Annotated in this window: 21 protein-coding genes and 3 tRNA genes; 6 read left to right on the top strand and 18 right to left on the bottom strand. The window is 65.3% G+C overall.

Going from position 1 to position 20,625, the window contains the following annotated elements:
* The first annotated feature begins 75 nt into the window (after positions 1 to 75).
* The gene (gene panC / locus WC597_RS05240) at positions 76 to 936 is read left to right on the top strand and encodes a pantoate--beta-alanine ligase (protein WP_372692219.1); all 861 of its coding nucleotides are present in this window, start codon (positions 76 to 78) and stop codon (positions 934 to 936) included.
* Positions 937 to 1,376: 440 nt separating this feature from the next.
* Here the strand turns inward: panC and WC597_RS05235 are convergent, their stop codons facing one another.
* The 4 genes from WC597_RS05235 to WC597_RS05220 all read right to left on the bottom strand — a co-directional run bounded on the left by WC597_RS05235 (position 1,377) and on the right by WC597_RS05220 (position 4,660).
* A complete protein-coding gene (locus tag WC597_RS05235; RefSeq protein ID WP_372692217.1) occupies positions 1,377 to 2,135 on the bottom strand; it encodes a chorismate mutase in 759 nt (252 codons plus the stop codon).
* Positions 2,136 to 2,416: 281 nt separating this feature from the next.
* A complete protein-coding gene (locus WC597_RS05230; protein ID WP_372692216.1) occupies positions 2,417 to 2,992 on the bottom strand; it encodes a prephenate dehydratase domain-containing protein in 576 nt (191 codons plus the stop codon).
* Between the two features lie 90 nt (positions 2,993 to 3,082).
* On the bottom strand, positions 3,083 to 4,453 hold the full coding sequence (locus WC597_RS05225) for a class II 3-deoxy-7-phosphoheptulonate synthase (protein WP_372692215.1): 1,371 nt from the start codon (positions 4,451 to 4,453) through the stop codon (positions 3,083 to 3,085).
* A 66-nt stretch (positions 4,454 to 4,519) separates the two neighbouring features.
* Positions 4,520 to 4,660, bottom strand: a complete 141-nt coding sequence (locus tag WC597_RS05220) for a hypothetical protein (protein ID WP_201304447.1) — start codon at positions 4,658 to 4,660, stop codon at positions 4,520 to 4,522.
* 244 nt (positions 4,661 to 4,904) lie between these two features.
* On the opposite strand from WC597_RS05220, the gene WC597_RS05215 reads away from it, so the two are divergent.
* Positions 4,905 to 5,834 carry an ROK family protein gene (locus tag WC597_RS05215; protein WP_372692214.1) on the top strand — a complete coding sequence of 310 codons (930 nt, stop codon included), beginning with the start codon at positions 4,905 to 4,907 and terminating at the stop codon, positions 5,832 to 5,834.
* Between the two features lie 18 nt (positions 5,835 to 5,852).
* Here the strand turns inward: WC597_RS05215 and WC597_RS05210 are convergent.
* The 3 genes from WC597_RS05210 to WC597_RS05200 all read right to left on the bottom strand — a co-directional run bounded on the left by WC597_RS05210 (position 5,853) and on the right by WC597_RS05200 (position 8,093).
* Positions 5,853 to 5,927: transfer RNA gene (locus tag WC597_RS05210), tRNA-Val, on the bottom strand.
* Positions 5,928 to 5,983: 56 nt separating this feature from the next.
* A complete protein-coding gene (locus tag WC597_RS05205) occupies positions 5,984 to 7,273 on the bottom strand; it encodes a dicarboxylate/amino acid:cation symporter (protein WP_372692213.1) in 1,290 nt (429 codons plus the stop codon).
* A gap of 100 nt (positions 7,274 to 7,373) precedes the next feature.
* Entirely contained in the window at positions 7,374 to 8,093 is a 720-nt protein-coding gene (locus tag WC597_RS05200) for an HAD-IA family hydrolase (protein WP_372692212.1), read from the bottom strand.
* A gap of 58 nt (positions 8,094 to 8,151) precedes the next feature.
* On the opposite strand from WC597_RS05200, the gene glmU reads away from it, so the two are divergent.
* Positions 8,152 to 9,498, top strand: coding sequence for a bifunctional UDP-N-acetylglucosamine diphosphorylase/glucosamine-1-phosphate N-acetyltransferase GlmU (gene glmU, locus WC597_RS05195; protein WP_372692211.1), 1,347 nt, complete (start codon positions 8,152 to 8,154; stop codon positions 9,496 to 9,498).
* A gap of 13 nt (positions 9,499 to 9,511) precedes the next feature.
* On the opposite strand, the gene WC597_RS05190 is transcribed toward glmU, so the two are convergent.
* Positions 9,512 to 10,207, bottom strand: a complete 696-nt coding sequence (locus tag WC597_RS05190; RefSeq protein ID WP_372692210.1) for an SseB family protein — start codon at positions 10,205 to 10,207, stop codon at positions 9,512 to 9,514.
* A 107-nt stretch (positions 10,208 to 10,314) separates the two neighbouring features.
* On the opposite strand from WC597_RS05190, the gene rpiA reads away from it, so the two are divergent.
* Positions 10,315 to 11,001: a ribose-5-phosphate isomerase RpiA gene (rpiA, locus tag WC597_RS05185; protein ID WP_372692209.1), complete on the top strand. Its 687-nt coding sequence runs from the start codon at positions 10,315 to 10,317 to the stop codon at positions 10,999 to 11,001.
* On the opposite strand, the gene WC597_RS05180 is transcribed toward rpiA, so the two are convergent.
* The 3 genes from WC597_RS05180 to WC597_RS05170 form a co-directional block, all read right to left on the bottom strand.
* On the bottom strand, positions 10,998 to 11,660 hold the full coding sequence (locus WC597_RS05180; protein WP_372692208.1) for a sugar transferase: 663 nt from the start codon (positions 11,658 to 11,660) through the stop codon (positions 10,998 to 11,000). The genes rpiA and WC597_RS05180 overlap by 4 nt on opposite strands.
* Before the next feature lie 271 nt (positions 11,661 to 11,931).
* Positions 11,932 to 12,423, bottom strand: coding sequence for a hypothetical protein (locus WC597_RS05175; protein ID WP_372692207.1), 492 nt, complete (start codon positions 12,421 to 12,423; stop codon positions 11,932 to 11,934).
* Positions 12,420 to 13,379, bottom strand: a complete 960-nt coding sequence (locus WC597_RS05170; RefSeq protein ID WP_372692205.1) for a M28 family peptidase — start codon at positions 13,377 to 13,379, stop codon at positions 12,420 to 12,422. The genes WC597_RS05175 and WC597_RS05170 overlap by 4 nt, the downstream gene beginning before the upstream one ends.
* 120 nt (positions 13,380 to 13,499) lie before the next feature.
* Here WC597_RS05170 and ligA point away from each other — a divergent pair, with 120 nt between their 5' ends.
* Positions 13,500 to 15,839 (top strand): NAD-dependent DNA ligase LigA, encoded by a 2,340-nt coding sequence (ligA, locus tag WC597_RS05165; protein ID WP_372692203.1) that lies wholly within the window; start codon positions 13,500 to 13,502, stop codon positions 15,837 to 15,839.
* A gap of 115 nt (positions 15,840 to 15,954) precedes the next feature.
* Complete coding sequence (locus WC597_RS05160; protein WP_372692202.1) at positions 15,955 to 16,377, top strand: DUF2147 domain-containing protein; 423 nt, start codon at positions 15,955 to 15,957, stop codon at positions 16,375 to 16,377.
* A 73-nt stretch (positions 16,378 to 16,450) separates the two neighbouring features.
* Here the strand turns inward: WC597_RS05160 and WC597_RS05155 are convergent, their stop codons facing one another.
* The 7 genes from WC597_RS05155 to WC597_RS05125 form a co-directional block, all read right to left on the bottom strand.
* Positions 16,451 to 17,437 (bottom strand): aldo/keto reductase, encoded by a 987-nt coding sequence (locus tag WC597_RS05155; protein ID WP_372692201.1) that lies wholly within the window; start codon positions 17,435 to 17,437, stop codon positions 16,451 to 16,453.
* Between the two features lie 97 nt (positions 17,438 to 17,534).
* A tRNA-His gene (locus tag WC597_RS05150) sits at positions 17,535 to 17,611 on the bottom strand.
* Between the two features lie 123 nt (positions 17,612 to 17,734).
* The gene (locus WC597_RS05145; RefSeq protein WP_135195744.1) at positions 17,735 to 18,448 is read right to left on the bottom strand and encodes an energy transducer TonB; all 714 of its coding nucleotides are present in this window, start codon (positions 18,446 to 18,448) and stop codon (positions 17,735 to 17,737) included.
* Between the two features lie 14 nt (positions 18,449 to 18,462).
* A complete protein-coding gene (locus WC597_RS05140) occupies positions 18,463 to 18,897 on the bottom strand; it encodes a biopolymer transporter ExbD (RefSeq protein ID WP_372692199.1) in 435 nt (144 codons plus the stop codon).
* 5 nt (positions 18,898 to 18,902) lie between these two features.
* On the bottom strand, positions 18,903 to 19,781 hold the full coding sequence (locus WC597_RS05135; protein ID WP_372692198.1) for a MotA/TolQ/ExbB proton channel family protein: 879 nt from the start codon (positions 19,779 to 19,781) through the stop codon (positions 18,903 to 18,905).
* Between the two features lie 537 nt (positions 19,782 to 20,318).
* Positions 20,319 to 20,394 (bottom strand) — tRNA-Phe (locus WC597_RS05130).
* Between the two features lie 63 nt (positions 20,395 to 20,457).
* Entirely contained in the window at positions 20,458 to 20,622 is a 165-nt protein-coding gene (locus WC597_RS05125; RefSeq protein ID WP_135195741.1) for a DNA gyrase inhibitor YacG, read from the bottom strand.
* Between the last annotated feature and the right edge of the window lie 3 nt (positions 20,623 to 20,625).

The raw sequence follows: 20,625 nt of genomic DNA, 5'->3' as shown, positions 1-20,625 counted from the left end.
AAGCACGACCCTAGAGCCCAGACTTTGCGGTCTGGTGCATCAACAGGCTTAAGCGGAAAGGTTAATCGCTTCATAATGATAGACGCCGCCCCCCTCCCCGTCGTCCGAACTGTCGCCGAACTGCGTGCAATCGTCCGGGACTGGAAACGACAAGGCCTGAGCGTCGGCATGGTTCCGACCATGGGCGCCCTCCATGAAGGCCACCTGACGCTGGTGCGAGAGGCCGCGCGCCGCACCGACCGCGTCGTCGCCTCCAACTTCGTCAATCCGACCCAGTTCGCCGCCCATGAAGACCTGGGCAAATATCCCCGTCAGCAGGAAGAGGATGCGCGTCTGCTGGCCGGCGCCGGCTGCCACCTGATGTTCGCCCCCTCGGCCGAAGAAATGTATCCCGACGGCTTCTCCACAAGCATCGCCATGACCGGCCCGGCCTTGGGCCTAGAAGGCGATTTCCGGCCTCAGATGTTCGGCGGCGTCGCCCTGATCGTCACCAAGCTGTTCAACCAGGTTCAGCCCGATGTCGCCGTTTTCGGCGAGAAGGACTACCAGCAACTGATGGTCATCCGCCGCTTCGTGCGCGATCTGGACCTGCCGGTCGAAATCGTCGGCGCGCCGACCGAGCGGGACGGCTGGGGGTTGGCCCTGTCCTCGCGCAACGGCTACCTGACCGAGACCGAGCTGGAGACCGCGAGGCGTCTGAACGGCATTCTGGCCGAGGCAGGGGTCCAGGCCGCCAGCGGCCGCCCCCTGCCCGGCGTCGAGTGCGAAGCCTATGCCGCCATCCTGAAAGCCGGGTTCGAGCGCGTCGACTATGTCGTCATTCGCCACGCCGAGGATCTGACGCCGTTCCGCAACGACATCGTCGACGCCCCCGCGCGCATCCTGGCCGCCGCCTGGCTGGGCAAGACGCGACTGATCGACAATATGGCCGTCTGAAAAAGAAGGGCCGCATCCGTTGCTGGACACGGCCCTCCTCTGCGATCCGATCTCCAAACCGCTTCGGCGACAGCCCCAGGTTGGGCGGCGAATTGCACGCGTGAAAAATGGTGCAATGACGTGCAATTGACGCAGCGGATCATTGTTTTCTTTGAAGAAAACAACAGAGCCCGAGTTGCACTGTGCAACGAAGTGCAATTCGGGTCTGAAAGTTGGACTCGGAAAAACAGTCCAACGAGTCCAATTTTCGTGGAAGGATGGCGATGTCAAAGACCGAGCCGGCATCATAACCGCGTTTGAAATCGGACTCAGGAAAAAGCCGATTCCACCCTTCAAGCCACTGAAAAGATGCGGTTTCGCCTAGATGAAAAGGATGGATGGCGACCGTGACACAGCAGCCGCTGGTCGCGAACCCGGAATTCCATCAAATGCGGACAGGTCTAACCGATCGCGCCGACGCAGCCTTCCGCATCGCCCGGCGCCAGATCGGCTTCGGTCAGGGCTATGGTCCAGCCGTGATGGGTGTTCAGACCCCAGCGCCGCGCGCCGCCGCCGTCACCGGCGTCACCACCGGCCGTCACGACGACGCGACGGCCCTTGGGCAAGGCTGGCGGGTCGATCTTGCCCACGGCCAGAGACGTCGGCGTCTCGCCGCCGTAACCGTCGAACACGCTCAGCATCGACCATTCACGACGCAGGCCCATCCACCAGGCGTCCTCGGTGTTGATCGCCAGCACCGCGATCCCGTGGCCTTCGGCGGCGAAGGCCAGGGCCTTCTGCGGATCGCGCACCATCTTGATGTCGGCGGCGGCGCCGAAACGCAGGCGGGCGCCGTCATAGGCGCGGGTCGGTTCGATCGGCGCCCAGACCTGGACCTGAAGCCGGCCCTGGCGGGCCAAGCCCCAGCCGACGATCTCGCGCCACAGATGCTCGACCGCCTCGGCGTTCTCGGGCTGGGCCTTCGCCAGCATGCGCGAGAGCACGGTCTGCTCGCGGTCGGGACGAAGCTTGGTATGCGGGCCGCTGGGCGCATCCTTGGCGCGGCCCACGGTGGCGGCGACGGCGAGGCGCTGCTCAAACAGGGTCAGGATCTGGTCGTCGATGCTGTCGATTTCGGCGCGCAGGGCGGCGAGCGCCTGCTGCTCGGGCGTCAGGTCGGCCATGTCAGGCCACACTTGCTGGACTTTGGAATTGGGCATGGGATTGGGCTTTCGGCATTCTGGATTTCGATATGTGCAGGGGCGAACAGCCGCTCTGGTTCAGAGCGGTCGCCGGTGAGACTGTCAGGGACGGAGTGCGCCCGACGCCTCAGCCGGCGTATCGAAAGCCGTAAAAGCCGTAGCCGAAATAGAGGCCGGAAACCGCGCGCGAACGGTCGAAAGAAACAGAAAGAGCGCGCTGGCGGGACATGGTCCGGTTCCGGTTATGCGGATCGTTTTGCGATCCGTGCAGGTCTTAAGGACGCAAAGACCGTGCGTCGTCAACCCTCAGGAAAGCTCAACAGGACAAAACGCGTCTGATTATCGCTGGAATCCTGCAAGTCGTTGCGCAGGATCGACAGGCCATAGACCTCGGCCGCGCCGACCGGGGCGATGGCCGCCCGCGTCGGATCGCCCGCTTCGGCGACATCGCGCGCTGCGCCGGCGGTGTCGAAATGTTCGATCACCTCGACGTTCAGCCCCGCCAGCGTGCCCTTGCACTGCGCCAGGGCGATGGGGTGGCTTTCGACCGTTCGGATGTCCGATAACCGCGCGCCGGGCACCGCCATGAGCGCATGACGAATGGGACGCCAGACCACGGCGACCGGCTCCACGCCAAGCCCCCCCACCAGCGTCGCCGCCGGCTCTACGACGCCTATGGTCGAGTTCTCGACTGGGATCAGGGCGCAGCCGCAATCCCCGGCCCGCAGCGCATCCAGCGCCTGGGCGAAGGTCTCGAACGCCACCGCCTCGTCCCATGGCCGAAGGGCCAGACAGGCCTCGTGGCTGAACGAGCCGGGCGCACCCTGATAGGCGACCCGACCGGGCTTGTCTTCAATCTGTGCCGCAACTTCCATCGATCACTACCTCGGAATCGTTCCGATCTGGCGCTGCAGAGATGGCGTCACCGTGACCGGATCGGCCCGCATTTGGGGCGCTGACGGCGGCTAGGCCGCCGCCGACTGCGCCACCCGCCCGGCCTTGAGCCGCTCGGCCACCAGGAAGGCCAGCTCCAACGCCTGATCGGCGTTCAGGCGCGGGTCGCAATGGGTGTGATAGCGGTTGGACAGGTCGTCCTCGGTCACGGCCTGGGCGCCGCCGATGCATTCGGTGACGTTCTGGCCGGTCATCTCCAGATGGACGCCGCCGGGGTGGACGCCCTCGGCCTCGGCTACGTCGATGAAGGTGCGCACCTCGCCCAGAATCCGGTCGAACGGCCGGGTCTTGTAGCCGTTGCCGGCCTTCAGCGTGTTGCCGTGCATCGGGTCGATCGACCAGATCACCTTGCGGCCCGAGGCCTTCACTTCGCGCATCAGCTTGGGCAGACGCTCTCCGACCTTGTCGTGACCGAAGCGGCCGATCAGCGTCAGACGGCCCGAGATATTGTCCGGGTTCAGGGCGTCGATCAGCGGCAGCAGGTCGTCGGACGTCATGGTCGGCCCGCACTTCACGCCGATGGGATTCTTGATCCCCTTCATGAACTCGACGTGCGATCCATCGAGCTGACGGGTGCGCTCGCCAATCCACAGCATGTGCGCCGAGGTGTCGAACCATTCGCCCGAACCGCCGTCCAGACGCGTCAGGGCGCTCTCGACGTTCAGCAGCAGGGCTTCGTGGCTGGTGAAGACCTCGACCCGGCTCAGGTCAGGATGGGTCTCGGGCGTGACGCCGACGGCCTCCATGAAGGCCAGGGCCTCGGTGATCTTGTCGGCAAGCTCGCGATACTGGGCGCCGGCGGCGTTGTCGCCAGCGAAGCCCAGGGTCCAGCGGTGGATGTTGTACAGGTCGGCATAGCCGCCGCCGGCGAAGGCCCGCAGCAGGTTCAGCGTCGAGGCCGATTGGTTATAGGCCCGGATCAGGCGCTGCGGGTCGGGCACGCGCTCTTCGGGCGTAAACCCCATGCCGTTGATGATATCGCCGCGATAGCTGGGCAGTTCGACGCCGTCGATCTCCTCCAGCGGCGACGAGCGCGGCTTGGCGAACTGGCCGGCGATCCGGCCGACCTTCACCACCGGCTTGCGGCCAGCGAAGGTCAAGACCACCGCCATTTGCAGGATCAGGCGGAAGGTGTCGCGGATATTGTCGGTCGAGAACTCCTTGAAGCTCTCGGCGCAGTCGCCGCCCTGGAGCAGGAAAGCGTCACCGCGTTCGACCTGAGCCAGTTTCGAGGTCAGGCGACGCGCCTCGCCGGCGAAGACGAGCGGCGGCAGGGCGCGCAACTCGTCCTCGACGAGCGCGAGGGCGTTGGGATCCGGATAGTCCGCCGGCATGTGCAGGGCGGTCTTGGTTCTCCAGCTTTCGGGGGTCCAGCGTGTCATCGTGCAAGAATAGGGCTTTGCGCCTATCCAAACAACGAAAAGACGGATGGATTTTGCCGCAAAACGTCAGTCTTCGGCGGGCGGCGCCTTTTCAGTCGCGGTTTCGGCCTTGCGTTCGGCCTTGGCCGCCGCCTTCTCGGCTGCCTTGATGGCCGCTGCGCGCTCGCGTTCCTGGCGTTCGAAGCTGTAGTTGGGTTTGCGGGCCATTGGCGTCCTCGTCTTGTGTCCTAGTCTGACGGCGAAGGTGGCGATGCATCGCGTTCAACGCAATCGCCAAATCCTGCCGCGCACGGATTGCTCGTCAGAGCAGCCGTTCCTTGCGGGTCAGAATCTTCGTCGTGGCGTCCAGCGTGATCAATATGCGAGCAAGAAGTGTCATGGCCGATAAACGCCTGACGGCATTCCGCGTTCAGTCTCGCGAACCTTCGTCGCACCCAACAGGGGATCAAAAATGACCCATCCCGTCCTGCTCGGCGGCGTCGAGGCCGGCGGCACCAAATTCATCTGCGGCGTCGCGGACGCCAGCGGCAGGATCATCGACCAGATCCGAATCGCCACCACCACGCCTGACGAGACATTGGACGCCGTCTCCGCCTTCTTCGTCGAGGCCCAGGCGCGCCACGGCAAGCTGGCGGCGTTGGCGATCGGCAGCTTCGGTCCTCTTTCCCTGCGCCCCGATGCGGCCGATTACGGCGCGATCACCACGACGCCCAAGCACGGCTGGAGCAACGTCAATCTGCTCGCCCATCTGCGGCGCACGCTGGATGTGCCGATGACACTGGACACCGACGTGAACGGCTCGGCCATCGGCGAACGCCTGTTTGGCAGCGGACAAGGGCTGGAAAGCTTCTGCTACGTCACGATCGGGACCGGCGTGGGTGTCGGCGTGATGATAGAGGGCGCGCCTCATGGCGGGGCGAACCATCCCGAAGCCGGTCATATTCGCCTGCCCCGCGCAAAGGGCGACGAGACATTCGCGGGCGCCTGCCCCTTCCACGGCGACTGCTTGGAAGGCCTGACCAGCGGCCCTGCCCTCCACGTCCGCTGGGGCGCACCGGCCGAGACCTTTGCAACAGACCATCCCGCCTGGGCGATGGCGGCCGAATACATCGCCGGCCTCTGCACCAACCTGACCTACACGCTGCGACCGGAGCGAATCATCATCGGCGGCGGCGTGATGCAGCCGCATATGTATGACTTGGTTCGGCAGGCGCTGACACGGCAGTTGGGCGGCTATGACGCCAGCATCCGCAATCTCGACATGGAAGCCTATGTCGCGGCTCCGAGCGCCGGCGCATCAGCCGGCTTGATCGGCGCCTTCGCCCTGGCCTATCGCTCGGTCACAGGCCAATGGCCGCAAGACTGGGCGACGCAAGGCTAGGTTCAAAATGGGAGAAGATGGTGGACGCGACAGGGATTGAACCTGTGACCCCCTCGGTGTGAACGAGGTGCTCTCCCGCTGAGCTACGCGTCCTTGCCTTGCGGAGGCGGCGACATAGCCCGCTCGCCATCCCTGCGCAAGGGTCCGTTTCAGATTCCGGCTGCCCGAACGCCTTCGGGCGTGTCGGTTTCCGGGTCGCCTGGCAGCCAGGCGACGTGACCGTTGTAGATGTCCTCGTTGAGGATGCCCTCCTCCTTTGCCACCAGCACCGGGACCAGCATCTGGCCGGTGACATTGGTCGCGGTGCGCATCATGTCGATGATCCGGTCGATGGCGACAATATAGCCGATGCCTTCCAGGGGCAGGCCGGCGGTGGACAGGGTCAGGGTCAGCATGACGATACTGGTGCCCGGCACGCCCGCCGTCCCCAGCGAGCCCAGCACCGCCGTCAGGCCGATCAGGACATACTGGGTCAGCGTCAGGTCGATCTTGAAATACTGGGCGATGAAGATCGAGGCGATGGCCGGATAGATGGCGCCGCAACCGTCCATCTTCACGTTCGCTCCTAGGGGCACGGCGAAGGCTGCATAGGCCTGGGGCACGCCCAGCCGTTCGACCGTCTGGCGAAGGGTGATCGGCAGGGTGCCCAGTGAGGACGAGGTCGCAAACGCCGTCTGCTGCGCCGCGAAGGCGCCGCGGAAGAAGCTGGTGACCTTCAACCCGTGAAGCTTCAGCAGGCCCGAATAGACGATCAGGATGTGGAACAGGCAGGCCGCGTAGATAGCGAGAATGAACTTCAGCAGCGGCAGCAGCGCCTCCCAGCCGTAACCGCCGACGACCGATCCGATCAGGCCGAACACGCCGATGGGCGTCAGCTGGATCACCCAGCGGGTGATGCGGAAGATGACGGCAGCGCCCTCGTCCACCAGCCGACGCACGCCTTGAGCCCGGTCGCCCAGCGCCACCAGCGCCATGCCGACAAGGGCCGAGAAGAAGATGATCTGCAGCACCTTGCCCTCGGCCAGGGCCGCGAACGGATTGGTCGGCACGACGCCGATCAAAACTTCCAGCGGTGTCGGGATCACCCGCTCACGCACTTCGCCCAGCGGCAGGTTGGCGAGGCCGACGCCCGGATTGATGATGTGTCCGAACGCGAATCCGACCAGCACGGCCAGCAGCGAGGTGATCGCGAACCAGACAATAGTCCGCACGCCCAGCCGCACGGCGCCCGTCCCCTCGCCCAGCTTTGCGATCGAACTGGCGATGGTGAACAGCACCAGAGGCGCCACCACCATGCGGATCAGGTTCAGATAGACGTCGCCGATCGGCTGCAGCCAAACCTCGGCCCGCTCACGCAAGATCAGCCCGGCGATGATGCCCAGAATGAAGCCGGCGGCGGTGCGCTGCCAAAGCGGGATCTTGAAAAATCGGGCGAGCATGGAGTTGCTTTCAACAGGGGTGCGCCAATCTGTCCATCGCCATGTCGATCCGCAACCGCGCCGGCGATTATTCAGCCGTCAGATTTCCTGTCGGCGCCCCTCAGAATTTCAGCGCCTTCATGACGTAGAAGTCTAACAGTATGCCGTCGATGGCCTCTTCGACGTCCTCGAAATCGTCGATCAGCACGTCGGCCCCCAGCTCCTCGACCGGCACGGGCGTGAAGCCGAAGGTGACGAGGATGCACGGCATGCCTGCATCCTTAGCCGCATCCGCGTCCGGCGCCGCATCCCCGACCATGATGGCGCGTTCGGGATCGCCACCACCCTTGACGACTGCCTCCTTCAGATGCGCCCCCGAAGGCTTGCGCGCGCTGACCCGATCCGGCCCGACGATGGCGGCGAAATGCCGGGTCAGGTCCAGCTTCTCCAGCAGAAGCTCCGACAGGTCCGACCGTTTGTTGGTCGCCACAACGAGTATGGCCCCGCGTTCTGTCAGCCGCTCCAGCGTCTCGACCACACCCTCGAACGGCTGCGACCCGTCGGCGATGTGGTCGGCGTAATCGACCAGAAACCGCTCGAACAGTTCGTCCGATTGCGCCCGCTCGACCGATGCCCCGGCGGCCTCGAAGCCGTGCGCCAGCAGCGCCCGCGCGCCAGACCCGATCAGGGTCGAGGCGGATTCCATCGGCACGGGCGGCAAACCCTCCTCGACCAGCAACCGGTTCAGGGTTCCGATCAGATCCGGCGCGGAATCGACCAGCGTCCCATCCAGATCGAAGGCGATGGTCCAGCCTTCCAGGTCGCGATCGGTCATCCACATCTCCCGCTGGCCCGCATGATGGGCTAGATCGCAGGACGACTAGACCGCGAGACGATTCATGACCAGCCAGACGCGCCCCCGCGCCGCCATCATTCTTGCCGCCGGCCAAGGCACGCGGATGAAGTCGCCCCTGCCCAAGGTGCTGCACCCGGTCGCCCATCGCGCCATGCTGGACCACGCCATCGACGCGGCCGAAGGGCTGGGCTGCGAACGGATCGTCGTCGTCGTCGGCACCCACTCGCCCGAGGTCCGTGCCCATGTGGTCAAACGCCTGGGCGAGGCCGCCATTGCCGTCCAGGACCCGCCGCTGGGCACCGGCCACGCCGTCCGCGCCGCCGAACAGGCGCTGGCCGGTTTCGACGGCGAGGTTGTCGTCACGTACGGCGACGTGCCCCTGCTGAAGGCCGCCGACATCGAGCCGGTGTTCAATGCGGATGGCGTGACCGTGATCGGCTTCGAAGCCCGCGATCCCGGCGCCTATGGCCGTCTGATCCTCGACGGCGAGACCCTGATCGCCATCACCGAGGCCAAGGAAGCGTCGGCTGACGTGCTCGCCATCACTGCCTGCAACTCCGGCGTCATGGCGGCGCCTGCCGCCCTGCTGTTCTCGTTGCTTGCCGATGTGACCAATACAAACGCCAAGGGCGAGTATTATCTGACCGACGTGGTCGAACTGGCGCGCAAGGGCGGCCATCCGACCCGCGCCGTCTTCGCCGCCGAGAACGCCGTCATGGGCGTCAACTCCCAGGCCGAACTGGCCCAAGCCGAGGCCCTGTTCCAGAGCGTCCAGCGCGACGCCTTCCTCGCGGCCGGCGTCACGATGGCAGCACCGGACACCGTCCACTTCGCCTGGGACACCCAGGTCGGCGGCGGGACCGTGATCGAACCCTTCGTCGTCGTCGGCCCCGGCGCGGTGATCGAGGGCGGCGCCCGCATCCGCAGCTTCAGCCACATCGAGGGCGCCCATGTCGCCTCCGGCGCCGAGGTCGGCCCCTACGCCCGGCTGCGCCCCGGCGCGGACCTGGCGACAGGCGTCAAAGTCGGCAATTTCGTCGAGGTCAAGAACGTCAAGATGGCCGAGGGCGCCAAGGCCAACCATCTGGCCTATCTGGGCGACGGATCGGTCGGCGCGGGCGCCAACATCGGCGCCGGGACCATCTTCTGTAACTACGACGGCTTCAACAAGGCCCGGACAGAGGTGGGGGCCGGCGCCTTCGTCGGTTCAAACTCTAGCCTGGTCGCCCCCGTCGTCATCGGCGACGGCGCCCTGATCGCCTCAGGCTCCGTCATCACCGAGGACGTGCCCACCGACGCCATGGCCTTCGGCCGCGCCCGCCAGACCGTCAAACCCGAAGCGGCCGCTGCCTTCCGCGTAGAGGCCAAAGCCAAGAGGCAGAAATCCTGAATCTGTCCGGTAGTCAGATCACCTTCAAGCCGACGCCATCTGCACCGATTGGCGGCGCAACCAACAGATCCAGCGGTTCGCCTCCAAAATCGAGACCCTCGACCGCCGCCTGAACGCGTTCGCGAACTGTGGCTGCATCAATATCTGCACGAACCTCCAGTCGCCATCCCTGAACACCCGTTCCACGGTTAGCAGATCGAGCCAACCATGCAGCCTTGATCGCGTCATCATCCAGAGCGATCTTCAGCCTTGCGACCAAGAGATGAGGTTCAGGATCAGGATTGGTCAAAACGACATCGGCGGAATCGGTGAACGGTTGAGCATCGCCGGCCGCAACCAGGATTGCGCTCATGTCTTCGGGTGTAAGCACCAGGCCCTGAGTCTGACCTGGATTCAGCACCACATACCCGTCACTGAAGCCTTCCAGCAGGTGTCGGCCGCGCATGATCATGCTGGCAGGCTCTCCGAATACGGGAGTGGCGAATTCGGGACGACTGAATACCGCCGTCGCCTTCTGTCCGCTTTTCAGAACTACGCCGTCCAATCGCAACGGCACATCGAAGCCGGGAATGAGATGCGGCGCCGGGGCGCCTCCCGTTGGGCAGACATAAAGCTCTGCCGCCAGAAACGCCGTCTCAAATCCGCCTTGCCGAGCGGGATCCGCCAATGCTGTGGCGAGCGCGACTTCGAGCGCATTGTCCTGGCGCATGATCAAGAATCCTCAGTCTGGTCGAAAACAGCGAATAGCACGGACGCAGTCTGGGCCAAGTCCCAATGCCTCTTCACGCACCATAGCTGACAGCTTATGGACCACGCATGAGCGCAGAAGATCAGAAACGCCTCGCCGGCGAAGCCGCCGCCGCCCACGTCGAGGCCGGCATGGTGGTGGGGCTAGGGACCGGGTCCACGGCCGCCTGGTTCGTCAAGGCGCTGGCGGCGCGCGGCCTGTCTGGGCTGCGCTGCGTCCCGACCTCGGAAAAGACCGCCGATCTGGCGCGCGAGCTTGGCTTGACCCTGTCCACATTGGAAGACACGCCCCGCATCGACCTGACCGTGGACGGCGCCGACGAGGTCGGCCCCGGCCTGGCCCTGATCAAGGGCGGCGGCGCGGCCTTGCTGCGCGAGAAACTGGTGTGGGAGGCCTCGGCCCGCTGCATCGTCATCGCCGACGCGGCCAAGGTGGTGCCGGTGTTGGGAACCTTCCCCCTACCCATCGAAGTCGTCGCCTTCGGTCACAAGACCACGGCGAACCGCATCGCCGACGTGCTGATCGATCACGACATCAACCAGCCGGCCCGCGTGCGCCAGGCGGATCGCGGCCTGGTCCGCACCGACGGCGGCAATCTGATCTACGACGCCGGCTGCAAGGCCATCCATGATCCGGTTCGTTTGGCGGACGATCTGAAGCTGATCACCGGTGTGGTCGAACACGGCCTGTTCCTGGACCTTGCCGACCTGGCCATCATCGGCACGGATGACGGTTTCGAGGAACGCCTGCCCTAATAGACGCCCTTGCGGCTCAACACCGCAGGGATCGTGCGCGCCAGGATCGTCAGATAGACACGCACCGTCCGGTTCCTGACCAGCCAGACATCCATTGCCACCCGACGCGGGTAGTGTACGTTGTTGCGGCCGGACACCTGCCACAACCCCGTCAGGCCCGGCCGAACGGCGCAATAGTCGGCCAGCCGTCGCCCATACAGCGTCGCCTCGTCCATCACGATCGGGCGCGGTCCGACCAACGACATCTCGCCCCTCAGCACGTTCAACAGCTGCGGCAGTTCATCCAGGCTGGAAAGCCGCAAGACGCGGCCGAGGCGGGTGACCCGCGCATCACGTCGAAACTTGCGCGCCGTTTGCCATTCCGCGTTCACGAGTGCTGGCAGACTGGCCTCGGCGTCAATGCTCATGGACCGGAACTTCAGGCAGTCGAACACCTGCCCGCCGCGCCCGATCCTTTGCTGGCGGAACATCGCTGGTCCCCCATCCTGCGCCCTCACCGCCAGGGCGGTCAGCACCAACAGAGGCAGCAGGAACACCAAAGCGCAGAGCGACAAGACCACATCCAGCAGGCGGATCAACCAGGCGTCATCGACTCCACGCCGTACCGCGATGCGACGCGCAGGTTCAACCTGACGCTCGGCAGCCTCCACTGTCGACATTCATCCGCCCTCTCAGGATCACTATTCCTTAGGGTTGTGAAATTATCAACCTCAATGCGCCCACTGCCGCATGAACATTGACCATCTGCGAGCGTGCTACCATAAGTTGATTGTGACCAAGAAATCTTCTCGATCCAGCGAACCTCACCCCAATGACTCCGAACCGCGCTGGTCCGGCCTCCGGTCTGTCGGCTTTATCGCCGGCCTCAGCGTGCTTCTTTGGATCCTGATCGCGACCGGGGTCTATCTGGCCGTCCGCGCCATCCTCTGATCAGTCGCCGCCCCACCAACTCAGGGTGAAAGGCGTGCGCTGCCCGTCCACCGAAACCGTTCCGGTGATGACGGGCGTCTGGTCGCCGAGATTGCGCCGCGCCGTCGCCAGCGCCCCCTGGTCGATCCGCCCCTGCAGGCGCACGACGCCGCCGCCCGGCGCCGAGCCCGTCATCTGCACCGTGTCGTCGGTGATCGCATAGGCGTCGGTCGTCACCCGCATCGGCCCTTGCGGTCCGGTCAGCGACAGTATCAGCGGCGCCGCGTCGCCTCGTCCCGCCTCCCAGGCCGTGAACGCCGCCGCCTGACCGACGAACAGCGACGCCACCTGGCTGCTCCCCTCGCCGACGGGGCGATAGTCGCCCGAGATGTCGGCGCTCAGTCGATGGCTGAACCGTGCGGTTTCAGGCGGCGGCGCGGCCGCCTCGCGACGCTCGCAGGCGCTGAGGGCCAGCACGCCCATGACGACGATCGCTCCAAGACGGCGGCTCATTGATCCAGTGCCTGATCCAAGGCGCGGAAGCCGGCGATGGCGATCTCGGTCGCGCTGGTGAAGACCGACGGCGTGATTCGCTCAAACGTGTCGCTGGGGCGGTGATAATCGGGGTGATAGTCCACGCCCATGTAGAGAAACGGCACGCCCGCCGCGTGGAAGGCGGCATGGTCGGACGCCTCGACCCAGTTGTTCTCGCCCGTATCCTGCGGCGTATCCTTGCCGAAGACGAACGATACCACCCCATTCGGCTGCACGCCCTCCAGAATGGGCCGCAGATTGGGATGCTGATATGTACCTGTGACCCATAGATGGCCGTCGGTCTCCGCCCGCGCCGTCATGTCGAAGTTCAGATTCAGACTGATCGAGGACAGCGGCACCGGCGGCGCCTTGACGAACTCGCGTGCGCCCAACAGGCCACGCTCCTCCCCGTCCAGCGCCACGATCAGCACGCTGTGCTCCGGCGGCTGGGCCTTCAGCCGCGCGGCCAGTTCCAGCAGGGTCGCCACGCCCGAAGCGTTGTCGTCCGCGCCATGGAAAATCTGGCCGTCATTGACCCCGACATGGTCGTAGTGCGCCGTCACGACGATGTAGCGGTCGGCGGCGCGCCGTCCGGGGATCAGGCCGACGATATTGACGCCGCTGAACGTCTTGACGCCTTCGCGCGTGCGGCCGGACGCCTCGAACGGTTGCAAGCGCCCGAACGGCGGCGCCTGCACGCCGATGGCCTCCAGCCGGGCCACGATATAGGCGCGGGCGCGCTCGCCGCCCGGCGATCCGGTGTCCCGCCCCTGCATGTCGTCCGTCGAGAGCATGCGAACATCCTCCAGCAGTTGGCTCGGCCCCGCCGCGATGGGCGCGGGCGCGACAGAAGTCGGGCCAACGGGAACAGCGGTGCAGCCGCCTATGACCAGGGCGGCGCCGGTCAGGACAAGGCAAAGGGTCGAACGATTCATACAGGCTCCAACACAGAACCCGGACCCTAGCGCCCACAGATCGGGCCGTCAGCCTACGGTTCTGTCATCATCGGCTTTGCGCGATGCACGGCCGCCGCGACAGATGATATGACGGCGGACATGGCCCCCGCGATTCCTCTCGAAATCCCCGTTGACGACCTGACGCCTGAAACGGCAGCCGAGGCCCTGGCCTGGCTGGCTGCCGAGATGGCGCGCCACGACGCCCTCTACAACGAGGCGACGCCCGAGATTTCCGACGCCGACTATGACGCCCTGCGCGCGTGGAACCTGGAGATCGAGACCGCCTTCCCCGACCTGATCCGCCCGGATTCGCCATCGCACAAGGTCGGCGCCGTCGCCTCCAGCCAGTTCGCCGAGGTCCGCCACGGCGTGCCCATGCTATCGCTGGACAACGCCTTCGACGAGGGCGAGGTGCGCGACTTCGTGGCCCGCATCGCGCGCTTCCTGAAACTGCCGGCCGACGAACCCATCGCTTTCGTCGCCGAGCCCAAGATCGACGGCCTGTCCGCTAATCTGCTCTATGTGGACGGCCGGCTGACCATCGGCGCCACGCGCGGCGACGGTCGCACCGGTGAGAATGTCACCGACAATCTGAACACTATCGCCGATGTCCAACAGAGCCTAGCCGGCGACGTCTGGCCCGACCGGATCGAAGTCCGGGGCGAGGTCTACGCCCCCAACGACGCCTTCGCCGCCTTCAACGCCGCCGCCGAGGCGGAGGGCCGCCGCACCTACGCCAACCCCCGCAACTTCGCCGCCGGCTCCCTTCGCCAGAAGGACGCCCGAATCACGGGCAAACGCCCGCTGAAATTCTTCGCCTACGCCTGGGGCGAACACTCCACCGACTTCGCCGAGACCCAGTGGCAGGCCCTGCAAAAGCTCAAGGCCTGGGGCTTCCCGGTCAACGCCCGCTCGCGCCGGGTCGAGGGCGCCGAGGGGCTGATCGCGGTCTATCGCGAACTGGAACGCGACCGCGCGACCCTGGGCTATGACATCGACGGCGTGGTCTACAAGGTCGATCGCATCGACTGGCAACGCCGCCTGGGCTTCGTCGCCCGCAGCCCCCGCTGGGCCATCGCCCACAAGTTCCCGGCTCAACAGGCGACCACGGTGCTGGAAGGCATCGACATCCAGGTCGGCCGCACCGGCTCCCTGACCCCCGTCGCCCGGCTCCACCCCGTCACAGTCGGCGGCGTAGTGGTGCGTAACGCCACCCTGCACAATGAAGACGAGATCGAACGTCTGGACGTCCGCATCGGCGACACGGTGCGCCTGCAACGCGCCGGCGACGTCATCCCCCAGATCCTGGGCGTCGTCCCCGACCTGCGTCCCGCCGACGCCGCCCCCTATGTCTTCCCCGACAAATGCCCGGTCTGCGGCTCCGAGGCGGTGCGCGAGGGCGACGAGGTCAAGCGCCGCTGCACCGGCGGCCTGATCTGCGACGCGCAAATCGTGGAACGGCTCAAACATTTCGTCGGCCGCCGCGCCTTCGACATCGAAGGCCTGGGCGAGAAACAGCTGGTCGCCTTCAACGCGCGCGGCTGGATCAAGGAGCCCGCCGACATCTTCCGCCTGGCGCGGGACGAGGCACGGCTGAAGGAACTGGAGAAGGACGACGGCTATGGCGAGACCAGCATCCGAAACTTGGTCGCCGGCATCGACGCCCGCCGCGTCATCGCGCTGGACCGCTTCCTGTTCGGCCTGGGCATACGCGACATCGGCGAACAGACCTCCATCGTCCTGGCCCGCGCCTTCGAGAGCTGGCACGCGCTGAAGACCGCCTGCCTCCAGGCCGCTTCCGGCGTGCCGTCCGACGCCTGGACCGCCCTCGCCGCCGCCCACGCCATATCGCCCCGCGTCCTGACCCTGATGGCCGAGGCGAGGCCCCCCGCCGCCGATCCCTGGCCCGAGGCGACAATGGACATGAAGATCAGCCAGGCCTTCCCCGGCATGGCCGCCCCCGCCCGCCGCTCGCTGGCGACGATGACCGACGATTGGTCCGGCCTGGTCGAACTGGCCCGCGTGGCGCGCGAGGAAGGCCCGTCCGAAATGCTGAACCAGATCGCTGGCGTCACCGGCGTCGGCCCCGTCGCCGCCCTGGCGCTGGCCCACTTCTGCCACGAGCCGCACAATCTGGAAGTCGTCACTGCCCTTGAGGCCGAGATGACCGAGATCATCGACGCCGAACGGCCCAAGTCCGACACCCCGGTCGCCGGCAAGACCGTCGTCTTCACCGGCGCCCTCGAACGCTTCACCCGCGACGAAGCCAAGGCCCGCGCCGAAGGCCTGGGCGCCAAGGTCTCGGGCTCGGTGTCGAAGAAGACCGACTATCTGGTCGCCGGCCCTGGCGCGGGATCAAAGCTCAAGGACGCCGAGAAGCATGGCGTCCAAGTTTTGACCGAGGACGAATGGCTGACGCTGGTTGACGGCCAAAGTTGACTTAAGGTCCGGTTTTCGTTGGCGATACCCGCTGTTTCAGCCTTGTTTTCAACTGAAACCGGGATCAACGTCGCCTTCAACGGGCGGTCAACCGACCCGACGAAAGGGAACGACTATGAAGATCAAGATCATGCTGGCCGCCGCCACGCTGGCGGCCGCCCTCGCCTCCCCGGCCCTGGCTGGCGATCCGACCGGCCTGTGGCAGACGCCCACCAACGGCGGCCAGGTGCGGATTGCGCGCTGCGGTCAGGCCCTGTGCGGGACGCTGGTGACTTCGGATCATATCCGCGCCGACGCCAATGCGCGCGACCAGAACAATCGCGACGCCGCCCAGCGCAGCCGCACCCTGCGCAATCTGCCCATGCTGACCGGCTTCACCGGCGGCCCGACGGAATGGCGCAACGGATCGGTCTACAACCCGGCGGACGGCCGCACCTATCGCGGCACCATCACCATGACCGGGGACAACAGCCTGAACCTGCGCGGCTGCGTCGTTGCCCCCCTGTGCAAGACCCAGACCTGGACCCGCATCCAGTAGGATCGACGCGCCAGACAGACGAAAGGCCCGGCCGGAGCGATCCGACCGGGCCTTTTTCATGTCCGCCTCGGCCTTAGCGGTTCAGGGCCGCTCGCGCCGCCTCGGCGTAGCGATGCCCCGTCGCGGCGCCCTTGGGGAAGACCGCCTCGATCCGAGCCAAATCCTCGGGCGTCAGGGCCACATCCGCAGCCGCCGCATTCTGCTCCAGGGTGGTGATGCGACGGGTGCCGGGGATCGGAACCAGATCCTCGCCCTGCGCCAGGACCCAAGCCAGGGCCAGTTGGGCGGCGGTGACGCCCTTGTCGGCGGCGATGGTCTTCACCGCCTCGACCAGATCCAGGTTTTTCTGGAAGTTGTCGCCCATGAAGCGCGGATTGGTGCGACGGAAATCATCGGCGTCCAAATCATCGATCGAGGTGATGTCGCCCGACAGGAAGCCGCGGCCCAGCGGGCTGTAGGGCACGAAACCGATGCCCAATTCGCGCACGACCGCGAACAATTCGTCCTCGGGATCGCGCGTCCACAGTGAATACTCGGTCTGAAGCGCCGTGATCGGATGGGTCGCATGGGCCTTGCGCAAGGTCTCAGGCGAGGCCTCGGACAGGCCCAGGAAGCGGACCTTGCCCTCCTGGACCAGTTCGGCCATCGCGCCGACCGTCTCCTCGATGGGCGTGTCCGGATCGACGCGGTGCAGATAGTAGAGATCGACGTGATCGACGCCGAGGCGTTGCAGACTGCCCTCGATGGCGCGGCGCACATTGGCGGGGCTGCCGTCGGTCATCAGTTTGGTGCGGTCGGCATTGTAGTTGATGCCGAACTTGGTGGCGATGAAGGCCTGATCGCGCCGGTCTTTCAGCGCCTTGCCGACCAGAACTTCGTTGGTGTGGGGGCCGTACATCTCGGCGGTGTCGAACAGGGTGATCCCCAGATCGAGCGCGCGGTGGATGACGGAAATCGATTGGGCCTCGTCGGAGCCGCCGTAGAAGGCGCTCATGCCCATGCAGCCCAGGCCGATGGCTGAAACCTCGGGACCGTTCGGACCCAGCTTGCGCGTCTTCATGAGGCCTTCTCCTGTCGATGTGGGAGATCGGCCGATGGCCGACGATCAGGAGATGGTCGCTGCGGCGGCCGGCTTCAAGCCCGGCCGCGCTTTGCGATGGTACCGCCTCTCAGGCTTGAACTGAGGACCTCCGGTTCCACAAACCGGCGCTCTAACCAACTGAGCTAAGGCGGCCCGCGCATCGCGAGGCGCGTTCTCTACCGAGGCCTTACCCTCCAATCAAGCATAGAGTTCGGCACGGACAAACAAAAACGCCCCGGCGGATGCCGGGGCGTTCTGTCGGATAGAAGATAAGACCTACTGGAGGCGGAAGCGAACCGTGAAGCGCGCTTGTCCACCTTGAGCGACCCCGTCCACCGTGCCTGGCGCAAAGCGCGCAGACCGCATGGACGCAACCGCTTCGCGACCGAATCCGGCTCCAGACGGAGTTTCGGATACGATGCTGCAGTTTGTGGCCGAACCATTGGCCTGAACCGAGCAAAGCAGAACGACCGTTCCTTCCTCGATCCCACGCTCTTGAGCGCGGGCGGGGAATTCGGGACGCGGTTGACGCGACCACGACACGTTCGTGATGGTCGCCGGCCGAGCCGGAGCCGGCGGCGCGGGTGGAGGCGGCGGTCCAGGAATATTGACGGGCGGACCCGTGTATTCGACGCGGTCTTCCTTCTTCGTCGGCGTGATGTTCACCGGCGGAGGCGGCATGACGTTGGGGACCGGAGCCGGCACTCGCACCTGAAGCTTCGGCGGCGGAGGCGTATCCGTCGGCGGAGGCGGCGGCGGCGGAGGCGGCGGAGGCGGCGGAACCGGCTCGACCAACTCGACCTCGACGGACTCGTCGACGTAGTTGAACTCCTTCAGCTTGAACTTCGACTGTTGCAAGAAGAAGATCAGCAAAGCGAACAGGATGGTGACGACCAGAAGGCAGACGATCAGCACGGGGTAGGAAACCCCCATGAAGCCCTTCTTCTTGGGTACGTCGTAACGACTGCGATGATATTCGACGTCTGTCATACTATCTCCGCACCCTAACTCGTCGCCTGGTCTTCGCCGACCAGTGCAACGCTATAGAAGCCGTTATCCTGAAGCGCGTTCATGACCTGCATGAAGTCGCCGTAACGGGTGTTCTGGTCGCCCCGAATGAAGATCCGCTCATCAGCCGGGTTCCGGGCGCCGATCTGTTCTTTCAGATCTTCACCCAGGGATCCGACGTCGGTCTTGAAGTCGCCCACATAGACGTCGCCGTCGTTCTGGATCGAAATATAGACCGGCTTGGGCGGGTTCGGGGCCGCCTTGGCGACGGCGATTGGCAACTCGACGGGCACCGACACGGACGCAAGCGGAGCCGCGACCATGAAGATGATGAGCAAGACCAGCATGATATCAACGAAAGGCGTAACGTTGATATCGCTGTTGGCCTCGACCTGGTTGCCGCCGCCGCCCGATTTAATCTTGGCGGCCATCCGTCTTACGCTCCCTTGTCGAGCTGACGCGAGATGCCGTTCAGCAGCTCAGCAGCGAAGCCGTCGGCGCGGGTGCCATAGGCGGCGATCCGCGTGTTGAAGTAGTTGTAGAACACAACGGCCGGGATAGCGGCGAACAGACCGATACCGGTAGCCAGCAGGGCTTCAGCGATACCCGGAGCAACGACGGCCAGGTTGGTCGTGTTGGACTGCGCGATGCCGATGAAGGAGTTCATGATGCCGTAAACGGTGCCGAACAGACCGACGAACGGACCGATGGAGCCGACCGAAGCCAGGAACTGCTGTCCGCCCGACAGGCGCAGGGCCAGACCGGATTGAACGGCGGTGACGGCGGCGGCGGCGCGGCCCAGAGCCGAGTCCAGGTGATCGCCCGTGACGGACAGACCGGCCTGACGCGACAGCTCGACTTCCTCGGTGGCGGCGGCGGCCATATCGGCCAGCGGGTTGCCGTCGAACTCTTCCTGGGTCGAGACGGCGCGCATGTCAGCGATGGTGCGGGCGCCGCGGAAGTTTTCGAGGAAGTTGTCGGTCTTACGGTTCAGAGCGCCGAACTCGAACAGTTTGATGAGCAGCAGGGTCCACGACAGGATCGAGGCCAGCAGCAGGCCGGCCATGACGACCTTAACGACGACCGTGGCTTCCATGAACATGGAGATCGGCGTGATGTCGCCGTGACCGCCGCCGACGGCGTCGTTGACCGTTGCGGGGTCGGCTTCCGGGGTCGCCGGGGCTGCGGCGGGGGCCGCAGTCGAGGCAGCCGGGGTGGGCTCGGCCGGGGCCTGGGCCAGAACCGGCGAGCTCGCCATCAGCGCGGCGGCGCCGGCCATGGCGAGAAGGATGTTCGTCTTTTTGCTGTTCAGCATAATTCGCCAGTTCCTGCTTGGTCTGACTCGTGGAACCAAAGGTGCGGCCATAGTCAGCGACCGCCCCCCAACCTGAAATGTTTCCTTCAACGCGTCCCGTCCTTTCGAGGATCAGAACCCGCTGAAATCTTCGGTAGAGACTGTCCGGTCGCCCGCCCAGCCTCTGATGATCGAACCGTCGGAGAACGCGTCTCCTGTAATCCGTATTAACGCCTCCTTGGGAAGGCGTCTCAACCCTTTGACGAACCCTTACCGGAGCGTCAAGGGACAAGAGCGGCTTTTAACCCGCCGCGCGAGGTGGAGAAAAGTTCCACCTAACCTTGTCATTAAAACCTGCGGGCGCGACGTTTTCATGATGATTGCGCATCATTTGGAGCAAGCTTGTCGCAGATCGCTTCGATGTGGCGAAATCTTACCAGATCGTCCAAAACAACGACCAATCAAGCCTCACCCCTCACATAAGATTAGGCGACATCCAGCCGCAGAAGCATCGGATGATGCCTCAAACGCATAACAATCAATATGAGGAGGAGAAGATGGTGCCTGGAGGCGGGTTCGAACCACCGACACGCGGATTTTCAATCCGCTGCTCTACCAGCTGAGCTATCCAGGCGCCGACGCGGCGTCGCGAGAGGCGGGTCTATAGGGGAGGCTTTTCCGCCTGTCCAGCGCCCAATCAGTCCTTTTCGCCATCATCTTCGGCGCCCTCGTCCAGGGCGGCCGGAATGGCATAGCCGCCTGTGAACCAGCGCTGCAGATCGACCTCGGAACAGCGGCGCGAGCAGAAGGGCTTGTACTTGGGATCGGCGTCGGCCTTGCGGCAGATGGGACAGGTCGCCATGGC

This window comes from Brevundimonas sp., from assembly GCF_041648115.1.
Taxonomy (GTDB): Bacteria; Pseudomonadota; Alphaproteobacteria; order Caulobacterales; family Caulobacteraceae; genus Brevundimonas.
Note: the sequence above shows the minus strand (reverse complement) of the source record. Positions and strands in the feature narration are given on the sequence as shown.